Source organism: Cellulomonas persica (genome assembly GCF_007989825.1).
In the GTDB taxonomy this organism is placed as follows: domain Bacteria; phylum Actinomycetota; class Actinomycetes; order Actinomycetales; family Cellulomonadaceae; genus Cellulomonas; species Cellulomonas persica.
The window spans coordinates 1-13,132 of sequence record NZ_BJUA01000029.1; the positions used below are offsets into that span (position 1 = coordinate 1).

12 protein-coding genes are annotated in these 13,132 nt (G+C 72.7%); 6 read left to right on the forward strand and 6 right to left on the reverse strand.

The window, feature by feature from the left end:
- Nucleotides 1-989 (forward strand): glycoside hydrolase family 43 protein (locus CPE01_RS15915; RefSeq protein ID WP_146807787.1); only part of this gene is annotated, 989 nt, incomplete at its 5' end.
- A 140-nt stretch (nucleotides 990-1,129) separates the two neighbouring features.
- Here the strand turns inward: CPE01_RS15915 and glpK are convergent.
- The 3 genes from glpK to CPE01_RS15930 form a co-directional block, all read right to left on the reverse strand.
- Nucleotides 1,130-2,653 (reverse strand): glycerol kinase GlpK, encoded by a 1,524-nt coding sequence (glpK, locus tag CPE01_RS15920; RefSeq protein ID WP_146807788.1) that lies wholly within the window; start codon nucleotides 2,651-2,653, stop codon nucleotides 1,130-1,132.
- A 92-nt stretch (nucleotides 2,654-2,745) separates the two neighbouring features.
- A complete protein-coding gene (locus tag CPE01_RS15925; protein ID WP_146807797.1) occupies nucleotides 2,746-3,498 on the reverse strand; it encodes an MIP/aquaporin family protein in 753 nt (250 codons plus the stop codon).
- 93 nt (nucleotides 3,499-3,591) lie between these two features.
- Nucleotides 3,592-5,337, reverse strand: coding sequence for a glycerol-3-phosphate dehydrogenase/oxidase (locus CPE01_RS15930; RefSeq protein ID WP_146807789.1), 1,746 nt, complete (start codon nucleotides 5,335-5,337; stop codon nucleotides 3,592-3,594).
- Nucleotides 5,338-5,568: 231 nt separating this feature from the next.
- Here CPE01_RS15930 and CPE01_RS15935 point away from each other — a divergent pair, with 231 nt between their 5' ends.
- Complete coding sequence (locus tag CPE01_RS15935) at nucleotides 5,569-6,573, forward strand: sugar-binding transcriptional regulator (protein ID WP_146807790.1); 1,005 nt, start codon at nucleotides 5,569-5,571, stop codon at nucleotides 6,571-6,573.
- A gap of 22 nt (nucleotides 6,574-6,595) precedes the next feature.
- Nucleotides 6,596-7,117, forward strand: coding sequence for an amino-acid N-acetyltransferase (locus CPE01_RS15940; RefSeq protein ID WP_146807791.1), 522 nt, complete (start codon nucleotides 6,596-6,598; stop codon nucleotides 7,115-7,117).
- Nucleotides 7,118-7,150: 33 nt separating this feature from the next.
- Here the strand turns inward: CPE01_RS15940 and CPE01_RS15945 are convergent, their stop codons facing one another.
- Complete coding sequence (locus tag CPE01_RS15945) at nucleotides 7,151-8,026, reverse strand: iron-sulfur binding domain-containing protein (RefSeq protein ID WP_146807798.1); 876 nt, start codon at nucleotides 8,024-8,026, stop codon at nucleotides 7,151-7,153.
- Nucleotides 8,027-8,328: 302 nt separating this feature from the next.
- Here CPE01_RS15945 and CPE01_RS15950 point away from each other — a divergent pair, with 302 nt between their 5' ends.
- The 3 genes from CPE01_RS15950 (at nucleotide 8,329) to CPE01_RS15960 (ending at nucleotide 10,941) form a co-directional block, all read left to right on the forward strand.
- Nucleotides 8,329-9,060 carry a hypothetical protein gene (locus CPE01_RS15950; RefSeq protein WP_146807792.1) on the forward strand — a complete coding sequence of 244 codons (732 nt, stop codon included), beginning with the start codon at nucleotides 8,329-8,331 and terminating at the stop codon, nucleotides 9,058-9,060.
- 127 nt (nucleotides 9,061-9,187) lie between these two features.
- Nucleotides 9,188-9,604 carry a hypothetical protein gene (locus CPE01_RS15955; protein ID WP_146807793.1) on the forward strand — a complete coding sequence of 139 codons (417 nt, stop codon included), beginning with the start codon at nucleotides 9,188-9,190 and terminating at the stop codon, nucleotides 9,602-9,604.
- The gene (locus tag CPE01_RS15960) at nucleotides 9,604-10,941 is read left to right on the forward strand and encodes a hypothetical protein (RefSeq protein ID WP_146807794.1); all 1,338 of its coding nucleotides are present in this window, start codon (nucleotides 9,604-9,606) and stop codon (nucleotides 10,939-10,941) included. Before CPE01_RS15955 ends, CPE01_RS15960 begins: the two co-directional genes overlap by 1 nt.
- A gap of 33 nt (nucleotides 10,942-10,974) precedes the next feature.
- Here the strand turns inward: CPE01_RS15960 and disA are convergent, their stop codons facing one another.
- Together disA and CPE01_RS15970 are read right to left on the reverse strand one after the other, a co-directional pair.
- Nucleotides 10,975-12,051, reverse strand: a complete 1,077-nt coding sequence (gene disA / locus CPE01_RS15965; protein ID WP_146807795.1) for a DNA integrity scanning diadenylate cyclase DisA — start codon at nucleotides 12,049-12,051, stop codon at nucleotides 10,975-10,977.
- Between the two features lie 31 nt (nucleotides 12,052-12,082).
- On the reverse strand, nucleotides 12,083-13,132 hold a 1,050-nt coding region (locus tag CPE01_RS15970; protein WP_146807796.1), incomplete at its 5' end, for a DNA repair protein RadA family protein.

Here is a 13,132-nt window from a genome sequence, read left to right on the forward strand (position 1 = left end):
CTCGCCCCGCCGATCGACCCGCCGACGCGCCCGCCGCGCTCACGGGGCCGCTCGTCGAGGGCATCTGGACCGCTGACCCGTCCGGGCACGTGTGGGACGGCACGTTGTGGGTCTACCCGTCGCACGACGAGGACACCGGCGCGACCGCGGACGACACCGGCAGCCAGTACGACATGCGCGACTACCACGTGCTGTCCCTGACGAGCCTCGACGGTCCGGTCGTCGACCACGGCGTCGCGCTCGCGATCGAGGACGTGCCGTGGGCGGCGCGCCAGCTCTGGGCGCCCGACGCCGCGCGCAAGGGCGACACCTACTACCTGTTCTTCCCCGCCAAGGACCACGACGGCGTCTTCCGGATCGGCGTCGCCACGTCCGCGCACCCCGCCGGGCCGTTCGTGGCGGAGCCCGAGCCGATCGCGGGCGCGTACAGCATCGACCCCGCGGTGTTCACCGACGACGACGGCTCGTCGTACCTCGTCACGGGCGGCATCCTCGGCGGACAGCTGCAGCGTTGGCGCGACGACCGCTACACGGGCGTCGACGCCTACCCCGCGCTCGACGAGCCCGCGCTCGCGCCGCGCATCGCGCGCCTGTCCGACGACCTGCTCTCGCTCGCCGAGCCGACCCGCCCCCTGGTGCTCGTCGACGACACCGGGCGCCCGCTCGCGGCGCGCGACCCGAACCGGTTCTTCGAGGGGGCGTGGATCTCGAAGGTCGCGGGCCGGTACGTGTTCATGTACTCCAACGGTGACTCCCACCAGCTCGTCTACGCGATCGGGGACTCGCCGTACGGGCCGTTCACGTACCGCGGCGTGCTGCTGGGACCCGTGACCGGGTGGACCACGCACGGCTCGATCGTCGAGTGGGACGGGGTCTGGTACCTGCTGTACCACGACGCCGAGACCTCCGGCCGCGACCACCTGCGCAGCGTGCGCATGGCACAGCTCGACGTCGACGACGACGGCTCGATGCGCATCCGGCGCTCCTAGCCACGCATGCCCAGCGGCAGCGACAGCCGCTCGGCGAACGTGCCGTCCGCGCCGACCGTGACGGTGCCGAGCAGGACGCAGGACACGACGAGGCCGGAGCGCCCTGTGCGCCCCGGCCTCGTCCTGCACCGCGGGTGGGCCTACCTCACGTCGTCGTCGACCCAGTCGAACGTCCTCGTGACGGCCTTCTTCCACAGGCGGTACTGGCGGTCGCGCTCGTCGGTGTCCATCTGCGGCGTCCAGCGCTTGTCCTCGGCCCAGTTGTCGATGACGTCCTGCTCGCCGGACCAGAAGCCGACGGCGATGCCCGCCGCGTACGCGGCGCCGAGCGCCGTGGTCTCGGCGATCTTGGGACGCACGACGTCCACACCGAGGATGTCGGCCTGGAACTGCATGAGCGCCTCGTTGGCGATCATGCCGCCGTCGACCTTGAGCTCGGTGAGGTCCACGCCGGAGTCCGCGTTCATCGCGTCGAGGACCTCGCGCGTCTGGAAGGCCGTGGCCTCCAGGGCCGCGCGGGCGATGTGGCCCTTGTTGACGAAGCGCGTGAGCCCCACGAGAGCGCCGCGTGCGTCGGAGCGCCAGTACGGCGCGAACAGGCCCGAGAACGCCGGGACGAAGTACGCGCCACCGTTGTCCTCGACGCTCGCCGCGAGCTGCTCGATCTCCGGTGCGGACGAGATGATCCCGAGGTTGTCGCGCAGCCACTGGACCAGGGAGCCGGTGACCGCGATCGAACCCTCGAGCGCGTAGACCGCGTCGGCGTCGCCGATCTTGTAGCAGACCGTCGTCAGCAGGCCGTTCTTGCTCGGGACGATCTCCGTGCCCGTGTTGATCAGCATGAAGTTGCCCGTGCCGTACGTGTTCTTCGCGTGGCCGACCTCGAAGCACGCCTGGCCGAACGTGGCGGCCTGCTGGTCGCCCAGGATGCCCGCGATCGGCACGCCCGCGAGCAGACCCTTGGCGCGGCCCTCGCCGTAGACCTCGGACGACGAGCGGATCTCGGGCAGCATCGAGACGGGGATCCCCATCTCGCCCGCGATCTCCTCGTTCCACGAGAGGGTGTCCAGATTCATGAGCATGGTGCGCGACGCGTTCGTGACGTCCGTGACGTGCACGCCGCCGTCGGGCCCGCCGGTCATGTTCCACAGCACCCACGAGTCGGTGTTCCCGAACGCGAGGTGACCGGCCTCGGCCTTCTCGCGCGCACCCTCGACGTTGTCGAGGATCCAGCGGATCTTCGGGCCCGAGAAGTAGGTCGCCAGCGGCAGGCCCACGCGGTCCTTGTACCGCTCCGCGCCGCCCCCCAGGGCGCCGAGCTCGTCGCAGATCTTCTGCGTGCGGGTGTCCTGCCAGACGATCGCGTTGTAGACGGGCTCACCGGTGCGCTTGTCCCAGACGACCGCGGTCTCGCGCTGGTTCGTGATGCCGACGGCCTCGATGTCGGAGTTCTGCAGGCTCGCGCGGCCGAGCGCCTGACCGACGACCTCGCGCGTGTTGACCCAGATCTCCGTCGCGTCGTGCTCGACCCAGCCGGCCCTCGGGAAGATCTGCTCGTGCTCCTTCTGCCCGGTCGCGATGATGTTCGCCTTGTGGTCGAAGATGATCGCGCGCGTGCTGGTCGTGCCCTGGTCGATCGCCATGACGTACTTCGTGTCGGACATGGGGTGTCTTCCTCCGTCGGATGCCGTGCTGGAGCGGGTGGGGGCGACCGGCGGGCGCGTCGTGGCGCCCGCCGGTCGGTGGTCGGCAGGTGTCAGTACACGTAGACGGTCGCGGCCAGGCCGGCGAGGAGACCGCCGACGAGCGGGCCGAGCACGGGCACCCAGGAGTACGCCCAGTCGCTGCTGCCCTTGCCCGGGATGGGCAGCACCGCGTGCGCGATGCGGGGACCGAGGTCACGTGCCGGGTTGATCGCGTACCCGGTGGGACCGCCGAGGCTCGCGCCGATGCCGACGACGAGCATCGCGACCCAGAGCGGGCCGAGCTGGTGCGGGGTCCTGCCCGAGCAGAGGATCACGAACACGAGCACGAAGGTCGCGATGAGCTCGGTGATGAAGTTCCAGGCGTACGAGCGCAGCTCGGGCCCGGTCGAGAACACGGCCAGCTTGATGCCGGGCTCGGCCTCCTCGTCGAAGTGCTTCTTGTACGCGAACCACGCGAGCACGGCACCGATGAACGCACCGATGAGCTGCGCGAGGATGTACCACATCGCGTTGCCGATGGTCGGCTCGATCGTCGCGGTGACCATGCCGTCCGGCCCGGTGATCTGGGCGAAGGGCTGGTCCGCGGCGAGGAAGCCGACGGTGACCGCCGGGTTGATGTGCGCGCCCGACTTGAACGCGACGAAGACACCCGCGAAGACCGCGAGGCCCCAGCCGAAGTTGATGAGCAACCAGCCGCCGGCGTTGCCCTTCGTCCTCGGCAGGATGACGTTCGCGACGACGCCTGCACCGAGGAGCAGGAGCATCGCCGTACCCAAGATCTCGGACCAGAACGCCTGTTGCATCAGTGTGTTCACGGCCTATCCCTTCTGACGGACCTCGTTGTCACGTGCGCCCCGGGGAACGGGGGTCTGGGGGTGGTGCCTCCAGGGGGTGCCTCACACCCCCTGGGGCTTCATCGGTGCGATGTCGAGCGCGCGCAGGCGCACCTTCTCGGCCGACACGTCGTCGGGCTCCGCGGCGGCGGCCTCCTCGGCCTCGGCGCGGGCGCGGTACGCCTCGACCTCGCGGCTGCGCGTCGCGTCGTCCCAGCCGAGCACCGGCGCGACCAGGTCGGCGATCTCCTCGAGCGCACCGACCCCCTTGTCCGCCTGCTCGTAGTTGAGGCGCGTGCGGTGCATGAGCACGTCGTCGAGGTGCAGCGCACCCTCGTGGCTCGCGGCGTAGACGATCTCCGCTCCGATGTACGCGGGCGCGTGCGGCAGCGGCGCGGCCAGCTCCGGACGCTCGTCGCACAGGTCCGTGAGCTCGCCGAGCAGCGAGCCGTACCGGTGCAGCAGGTGGTCCATGCGCGGCCGGTCCCAGCCGTACTTCTTGCCGATCGCGCGCGCCTGGCGCTGGATGACGTGCAGGCCCTCGGCGCCGACGAGCGGGAGCTCGTGCGTCAGCGACGGCAGCGTGGTCGCGCGCGAGCCGATCGCGAAGTCGACCGCGTCCTTGGCCATCACGCGGTACGTCGTGAGCTTGCCGCCCGCGATCACGGTCAGGCCGGGCGTCGGGGACGCCACGGTGTGCTCGCGCGAGACCTTGGCCGACGACGTGCCCGCCTTGGTGCCGGGCTGCAGCAGCGGCCGCAGGCCCGCCCAGGTCCCGATCACGTCGTCGCGCGAGATGGGGCGCGAGAGCACCGCGTTGGCGTGGTCGATCACGTAGTCGATGTCGGCGCTCGTCGCGACGGGGTGCGTGAGCTCCTGCTCCCACGGGGTGTCGGTCGTGCCGATCACCCAGTAGCGGGACCACGGGATGATGAACAGCACGGACTTCTCGGTCTGCAGGATCAGTCCCGTGTCGCCCGCGATGCGCGAGCGCGGCACGACGATGTGGATGCCCTTGGACGCGAGCACGCGCAGCCCGCCCTCGGAGCCCGCCAGGGCCTCGGTCTGCTCGGTCCACACGCCGGTCGCGTTGATGACGTGCCGCGCGCGCACGTCGATGCGCTCGCCGGTCTCGAGGTCCTCGACGACCGCACCGGTCACGGCGCCGCCCGTCGTCGTCTGCAGGTCGACCACCTGCGTGCGGCTCGCCGCGTGCGCGCCGTAGCTGACGGCCGTGCGCACGAGCGTCGAGACCAGGCGCGCGTCGTCCACGCTCGCGTCCCAGTACCGGACCGCGCCGATCGCGGCGTCGTGCCGCAGGTCGGGGAACAGGCGCTCCATGCCCTTGCGCGTCAGGTGCCGGTGGATCGGCATCGCGCGGCGCGAGCCCGAGACCGTCGCGAGCGTGTCGTACAGCGCGACGCCCGCGCCGACGTACGCGCGCTCCCAGACCCGGTTCTCGAGCGGGTACAGGAACGAGACGGGCTTGACCAGGTGGGGGGCGAGCTTGGTGATGAGCAGGTCGCGCTCGGTCAGGGCCTCGCGGACCAGGTGGAAGTCGAGCATCTGCAGGTAGCGCAGGCCACCGTGCACGAGCTTGCTGGACCGGCTCGACGTGCCGCTCGCCCAGTCCTGCGCCTCGATGATCGCGGTGGACAGGCCGCGCGTCACGGCGTCGACCGCGATGCCCGCCCCCGTGACGCCGCCCCCGACGACGAGGACGTCGAGCTCGTCGCCCTGACCGGCCGAGTCGCGCAGCCGGGTGAGAGCGTCCTGCCGTGCCTGGGCCGTCAGCGGTGCGGTCCTCATGTGCACGTCCTCCTGGTGTTGCGGGTCCTGGGTGGTCCGGGTCCTGGGTGCTGCCGGTGCCGGGTGCGCCGGCCGTTCCGGCGCGAGGCTCCTGCCGGACCGGGCGTCCTGCGTCCCTCTCGCCCGATCCGGTGACGCTCGCTATGGTCATCACGACCGGAACGGATGCGCAACCGGAGTGCACAAACGTGCAGCGCCGGGTGCGTGGGCGCACACCGACGAGGGGGAGCGATGGAGCTGGACCGGGAGCAGGACGTGCTGCGTGCCGCGTCCATGTACTACCTGCAGGACCTGAAGATGGAGGTCATCGCGCGGCACCTCGGGACCTCGCGCTCGACCGTCTCCCGGCTCATCAAGCGCGCCCGCGAGACCGGGCTCGTCGAGATCACGCTGCGGCCCGCGAGCACACGTGCGCCCGGGCTCGGTCGCTCCGTGAGTGCGGCGTTCGGTGTCGACGCGTACGTCGTGCCCGTGCCGGACTCGTCGTCCCACATCGAACGGCTCGACCAGGTCTCGATGACCGCGGCCAAGCTGCTGACCTCGTGGTTCGACTCCGACATGGTGCTCGGCATCGCGTGGGGCACCACGCTCGCCTCCGTCTCGCGCTACCTCGTGCCCAAGCCCACGCGCGGCGCCGCGGTGGTCCAGCTCAACGGCGCCGCGAACATGCGGACGTCCGGGGTCGACTACGCGAGCGACCTGATCTCGTCGTTCGGCACCGCCTTCGGCGCGGCCGTGCACCATTTCTCCGTCCCGGCGTTCTTCGACTTCTCCGACACCAAGGCCGCGATGTGGCGCGAGCGCTCCGTGCGGCGCGTCCTGGACATGCAGCGCCGCGCGGACATCGCGGTGTTCTCCGTGGGAGCCGTCGCGGGTGCGGTGCCGTCGCACGTCTACTCGGCCGGGTACCTCGACGACGCGGACGTGCGCGTCCTGCACGACGAGGGCGTGGTGGGTGACGTGTGCACGGTCTTCCTGCGCGCCGACGGCTCGTGGCAGGACGTGCCCCTCAACGCGCGCGCCACCGGCCCGACCCCGACCGAGCTGCAGCGGCTGCCGCGGCGCGTGTGCGTGGTCGCCGGGGACAACAAGGTCGCGCCCCTGCTCGCGGCGCTGCGCGCGGGCGTCGTCACCGACCTCGTCGTCGACGAGGTGACCGCCGGCGCACTCCTGGAGGCCGCCGACCCCGGACCCGTCCGGCGCACGCGCGCACGGACGGCGACCACGGGCGCGTAGTGCCGCGGTCTAGGTTGGGCACGTGACCGCCGCACCCGTGCACGTCCGTCCAGCGCTGCCCGCCGACGTCCGCGTCATCCGATCCCTCGTGCAGCCGTACGCCGACGAGCGCATCCTGCTCGCCAAGGAGTGGGTCGGGTACTACGAGTCGGTGCAGGAGTTCGCGGTCGCGGTGTCCGACGAGCCCGCCACGGCCGGCCAGGTCGTCGGGTGCGGCGCGCTGCACGTCATGTGGGAGGACCTCGCGGAGATCCGCACGCTCGCGGTGTCGCGCGAGTTCCGCGGTCGGCGCGTCGGTCACGCGCTGCTGACCGCGCTCATGGAGCGCGCGCGCACGCTCGGGCTCAAGCGCCTGTTCTGCCTCACGTTCGAGGTCGACTTCTTCACGCAGCACGGGTTCCGCGCGATCGAGGGCCCGGCCGTCGACACCGAGGTGTACGCCGAGCTGCTGCGCTCGCACGACGACGGTGTGGCCGAGTTCCTCGACCTCGCGCGGGTCAAGCCCAACACCCTGGGCAACACGCGCATGATCGTCGACCTCTGACCGCTTCCCGTCGCCCGCGGGGCCGGGTGGCGCTCAGCCGGGCAGCGCGTACGACGGCGGCTCGTCCGGGTGCGGCTGGTGCTCGACGACCAGCCCGTCCGCGAGCAGCCCCGCCAGCGCGCGCGCCCGCTGCGGCGTCGCCGACCAGGCCTCGTCGAGCACCGGCTCGGGGACGTGCACCGGGGACTCGCGCAGCAGCGCCATGATCCGTCCGCGCACCTGACGGTCCGTGCCCGCCCACGCCTGCGTGCGTCGACGGTGCGCGTGCAGGTCGGCGGGGCGGCCCGCAGCGACCCACGCGCACGACGAGACCAGCGGGCACTCGTCGCAGCGCGGCGCCCTCGCCGTGCACACCAGCGCCCCGAGCTCCATGCTTGCCTGGGCCCAGCGCGCCGCGGACGCGTCGTCGTCCGGCACGAGCGCCGCGGCCCGCTCGACCTCCGCGCGCGTCTGCGCCGGGGCGGGCAGCGCGTGCCCGTCGACCGCGCGCGCCAGCACCCGGCGCACGTTGGTGTCCAGCACCACCGCGCGGCGCCCGAACGCGAACGACCGCACCGCGGCCGCCGTGTACGAGCCGATGCCGGGCAGGGCCAGGAGCGCGGCCTCGTCGTCCGGCACCTGACCGCCGTGCCGATCGACGACGACCTGCGCGCACTGCTGCAGCCGCAGCGCACGCCGCGGGTAGCCGAGCCGGTCCCACGCGCGCAGCACGTCCGCGGTCGGTGCCGCCGCCAGGTCCGCGGGCGTCGGCCACCGGCCCATCCACGCGCGCCACGCCGGCTCGACCCGGACCACGGGCGTCTGCTGCAGCATGACCTCGCTGACCAGGACGCCCCACGGCGTGCGGTCGGGTGCGCGCCACGGCAGGTCGCGCGCGTGCTCGTCGTACCAGGACACGACACGGTCCACGACCCCGCGCTCCGGGACGTCGGCCGCCGTGCCGGCTGCGGTGCCGTCGGGGCTGCTGCCCGGGGCGCCCGGCGCGTCGGACGTCGGCGAGAGGGCTGGGGCGGCGTGCACCCCTGCATCCTGCCAACCGCCACCGTCGTGCGCGGCACGCCGCGACGCGCCACGCGAGCGCGCCCCGCGCCTCGTACCGTGGACCGACCACACCCGGATCGGTGACAGGACGCCACCCGGACGGCCGACAACCCGCACGCGGGTCCGCGCGAGGCGCCGGACGCAGGCGTCGGGACGACGAGGAGCGAGACGTGACCCAGGCGAGCGGAGGCAGCCCGCGACCGACGCCGCGCGCACCGCTGCCGCGTCGCGTGTACGTCGTGCGCCGGCTCGTGGTGCTCGTGGTGCCGGTGCTCGTCCTCGCGCTCGTCGTGTGGTGGCTCGCGGGACGCGGCTCGTCGGCGTCGGCGGACCCGCGGCAGACCGCCGCGAGCGCGTCCACGAGCACCGCCACGAAGGGTGCGACGAAGGGTGACGACACGAAGGGCGAGGCGACGCAGGACGAGACGCAGGAGCAGTCCGCCCTGGGCGACGGGACGACGGACGACGAGGCCGCTTCCGCGCTCGAGCGTGCCGCCCAGGCCGCCGGGGTGAGCGTGTGCCGGGTCGACGACCTCGACGTCGACGTCGAGGCCACCGCGACCGCGTTCGCCGGTGCGGACAAGCCCGCCTTCCGCATCACCGTGACCAGCACGCTCGACGACGCGTGCCTGTTCGAGGCGGGCGACGCCAACCGGCGCGTCACCGTGACCTCGGGTGAGGACCTCGTGTGGTCCAGCACCCACTGCCAGGGCGACGACCCCGAGAGTCGACCGCTCCTGCTCGGGCCGGGAGTGCCGAGCGAGGAGGTCTACACCTGGCCGCGCGTGCGGTCGGAGAAGGGCTGCGGCTCGATGCAGAGCACCCCCCGTGCCGGGACGTACACGGCCACGTTCCGGATCGACGGCGAGGTCGTCGGCAAGGCGGTGTTCGACCTGCGCTGAGCGCGGGTCCCGCGTGCGGTCCACCCTCCGCGGACCCGGTCCGACGAACGGGTGAACGGGAGGCCGGGGCGGCACGGGCGTCCGGTAGCGTACGGCTCGCCCGAATCGTCCAGGGGGAGGACCCGGCATGTCGTGGGGTCAGTGGGGCCGCGTGCTGGTGGCTGCCGTCGTGCTCGGGTGGGTGCTGCTCGCGCCGCCGACCTTCCGCGTCGAGTCGACCGGCGACACCGTGAGCTGCCAGTCCCTCGGGACCGCGTGGCGTGAGCCCGTCGACCTCGCCGACCGGCTGCCGTCGGACCAGCTCGACGCGGTCGAGCACGTCGTCGCCGAGGTCCCCGGGACGGACCTGTCCGCCGCCGCCGACCGCCTGCGCGCCGCGTGCCGCGACGCACGGCAGGACCGCCAGACCCTGCTGATCGTGGTGCTCGCGGTGGTGATCGGTGCGCTCGTGATCGACCGCACCCGGCCTCGCGGGTCCGGGAGCCGGCCCGCCGCCGAGCAGGACGCCGCCCCCCGTGCCGCCGCCACGACGAAGGAGCCGTGATGGACACCTGCGCGATCACCCCCTACCTCGTCGGGCGGCTGCAGCAGTCCGCGATCGACGCGTGGATGCACGACCAGGGCTGGCGGCTGTACGACGGCCACTACGAGATCAGCTCACGCGGAGGCAGCTCCCGGGTGACGCGCCCCGGCCCGGACGGGCAGGGCGGCGGGGACTGGAGCTCCGACCTCCTCGGCAGCCTGTTCGGGCTCGTCGACCGCGACGACGAGTTCCAGACGGCCTTCGGGCAGATCCGCCAGGACATCGAGACGCTCGTCGCCCCGTGGCTCGACCTGCCCGACCCCTCGTCGGTCAGCCCCATCGTCGAGGAGTGCCGCCAGGTCACGCGGCGGCTGTCCGGCGCGGCCTCCGCGCAGGGCGGGATCGCCGCGGGTGCGGGCGAGCTCGGCGGCTACATCAAGCTGATCGAGCAGAACTCGGCGGCCATGTCCGGCGAGCTCATCGCGTCGTTCAAGGCGAAGTTCCTCGTCCAGCTCGGGCAGGTCGTCGGCGGGTTCCACGCGATCTCCGTGGTCCGCGGCGCGGACGTCGCCGCGCAGGAGGGGCTGTGGACCGCGGCGCGCTCGAGCGTCGACCGGATCCTCGTCCAGGGTCGCGAGGCGTTCGACGCCGTCGCCGCGGGCGGGTCGATCACCTGGGAGCAGGTCGTCGACGTCGTCGGCTGGGCCGCCAAGGGCCTCAAGATCTTCGCGACGGGCGGGCTCGCGACCGCGTTCGAGGTCGGCGGGCTGGGCGTCGAGGTCGTCAAGGCGACCGCTCCCGCCACCACGACCACGGACAAGGCCACGCCGGGCAGCTTCGACGAGGCGATGACCCAGCTCCGTACCGCGTTCTCGACGCTCAACACGCAGATCCGCGACGAGGAGCGCCAGCTCGACGACAACCTGCAGACCAACCTGCGCAACGTCCGCAACGACCCGACGTCGTACGACCTCACGCAGCCGCCCATCCACGACGGCGACGGCATCCTGCTCATCCAGCGCGCGCTCGTCGAGGAGATCTACCGCGTGCACATGCCCGCGGTGGCCGACGAGCTCGACCGGATCGGCAACCTCGCGCTGCAGTCCCGCACGTCGTGGGCCGTGACGCGCGACGCGTCGATCGGCATCGGTGCGACCGGCCCCAGCTCGAGCGTCAGCGAGATGAACCTCCTGCTCTACGAGCTCGTCAAGGAGCTCGCGTGGGAGGTGCGCAACGGCGCGCGCAACCTCGAGCTCGCGATCGCCGACCTGGACCGGCAGGACGCCAAGGTCGCCGAGGAGCTCGCGAAGATCGTCGAGCGGATCGAGAAGGGCAGCTCGTACACGCCCTGGGGCTGAGCGACGCCGGGTCCTGCCCGCCGCCCGGCAGGCTCAGACGTAACGCTCGAGGATGCTCGACTCGGCGAGGCGCGACAGACCCTCGCGCACCGCACGCGCCCGCTGCTCGCCGACGCCGTCGACGGCCATGAGGTCGTCGATGCCCGCGGCCAGGAGCTTCTGCAGCCCGCCGAAGTGTGCGACGAGCCGGTCGACGATCGTGCCCGGCAGGCGCGGCACGCGCGAGAGCAAGCGGTAGCCGCGCGGGCCGACCGCCGCGTCGAGCGCGTCGCCGCCACCCGGCAGGCCCAGCACGCGCGCGATCCGCGCGATGTCGAGCAGCTCGGTCGAGTCCAGGTCGGCGAGCGAGCCGAGCACCGCGTCGAGGTCGACGCGCGACTGGTCGAGGTAGTCCCGGATGACGAGCTCACGGTCCGAGCCGATCGTGCCGACGAGCTCGTCGTGCTGCAGCGCGAGCAGGCGCCCGTCGGTGCCGAGCTCGACGACGTAGCTCTCGATCTCGTCGGAGATGCGCCGGACCATCTCGAGGCGCTGCACGACCGCGGACACGTCGCGGACCGTGACCAGGTCCTCGATCTCGAGCGCGGACAGCGTGCCCGACACCTCGTCGAGGCGCGTCTTGTAGCGCTCGAGCGTCGCGAGCGCCTGGTTCGCGCGGGACAGGATCGTGGTCGAGTCCTCGAGCACGTAGCGCTGGTTGCCCACGTACAGCGCGATGATCCGCATGGACGCGGACACCGAGATGACGGGCAGGCCGGTCTGCTTGGCGACGCGCTCGGCGGTGCGGTGGCGCGTGCCCGACTCGGACGTCTCGATCGTCACGTCCGGCAGCAGCTGCACGGCGGCGCGCACGATGCGGCTGATGTCCCGGTCGACCACGACCGCGCCGTCCATCTTGCACAGCTCACGCAGACGCGTCGCGGAGAACTCGACGTCCAGGACGAACCCGCCCGAGCAGATGCTCTCGACCGTGCGGTCGAAGCCGAGCACGATCAGCGCGCCCGTGCGGCCTCGCAGGATGCGCTCCAGCCCGTCGCGCAGGGCGCTGCCGGGTGCGACTGCTGCCAGGGTCGAACGCAGCAGGTCGTCGGGGGAGTGCAAGGCGGCCACCGGACGATGGTAACGATGCGTCCGGCCGGGCTCAGACAGGCTGACCCGCAGGTGCGGGTGAACCGACCGCTCCGACGAGCTGGACCGCGTGCGCCAGGTCCGTCGCGCCGAGCACGTGGACGCCGTCCGGCGGGACGAGGTCGTCGACCGACGAGGCCGGCACGATCGCGCGCCGGAACCCCAGGCGCGCCGCCTCCGCGAGCCTGCGGCCGACCCCGGGCACCGCGCGGATCTCACCCGCGAGCCCCACCTCGCCCAGCGCGACGAGCCCGCGCGGCAGCGCGACGTCCTCGCGCGAGCCGATCGCCGCGAGCGCGAGCGCGAGGTCCCCGGCGGGCTCGACGACGCGCGCACCGCCGACCGTCGACAGGTAGACGTCCTGGTCCGCGAGCCGCGCACCGAGCCGCCGCTGCAGCACCGCGAGCACCATCGCGAGCCGCGCGGAGTCGACGCCGCTCGTCGTGCGACGCGGGTTGGGCGCGGCCGACGGCGCGACGAGCGCCTGGACCTCCACGGCGAGCGGCCGACGACCCTCGAGCGTGACCGTCAGGCACGTGCCCGGGACCGCGTGCAGCGCCTGGGACACGAACAGCCCCGACGGGTCCGGCAGCCCGACGATGCCGGACTCCGACAGGTCGAAGCAGCCGACCTCGTCGGTCGGGCCGTACCGGTTCTTCGTCGCGCGCAGCAGGCGCAGGCGCGAGTGGCGCTCACCCTCGAACTGGCAGACCACGTCCACGAGGTGCTCGAGCGTGCGCGGCCCCGCGACCGAGCCGTCCTTCGTGACGTGGCCGACGAGCACCGTCGGCATGTCGCGCGACTTGGCGGCCTGGATCACGGCCGAGCTGACCTCGCGCACCTGCGAGACGCCGCCCGCGGACCCCTCGACCTGCGCGGACGCGACCGTCTGCACCGAGTCGAGCACGAACATGTCCGGGTCCGACTGCTCGATGTGCCCGAGCACGCTCGCGAGGTCCGTCTCGTCGGCCAGCAGGAGGTTCGGGTCGAGCGCGCGGATGCGGTCCGCGCGCAGCCGGACCTGCGCGACCGACTCCTCGCCCGTGACGTACAGGACCTTGCG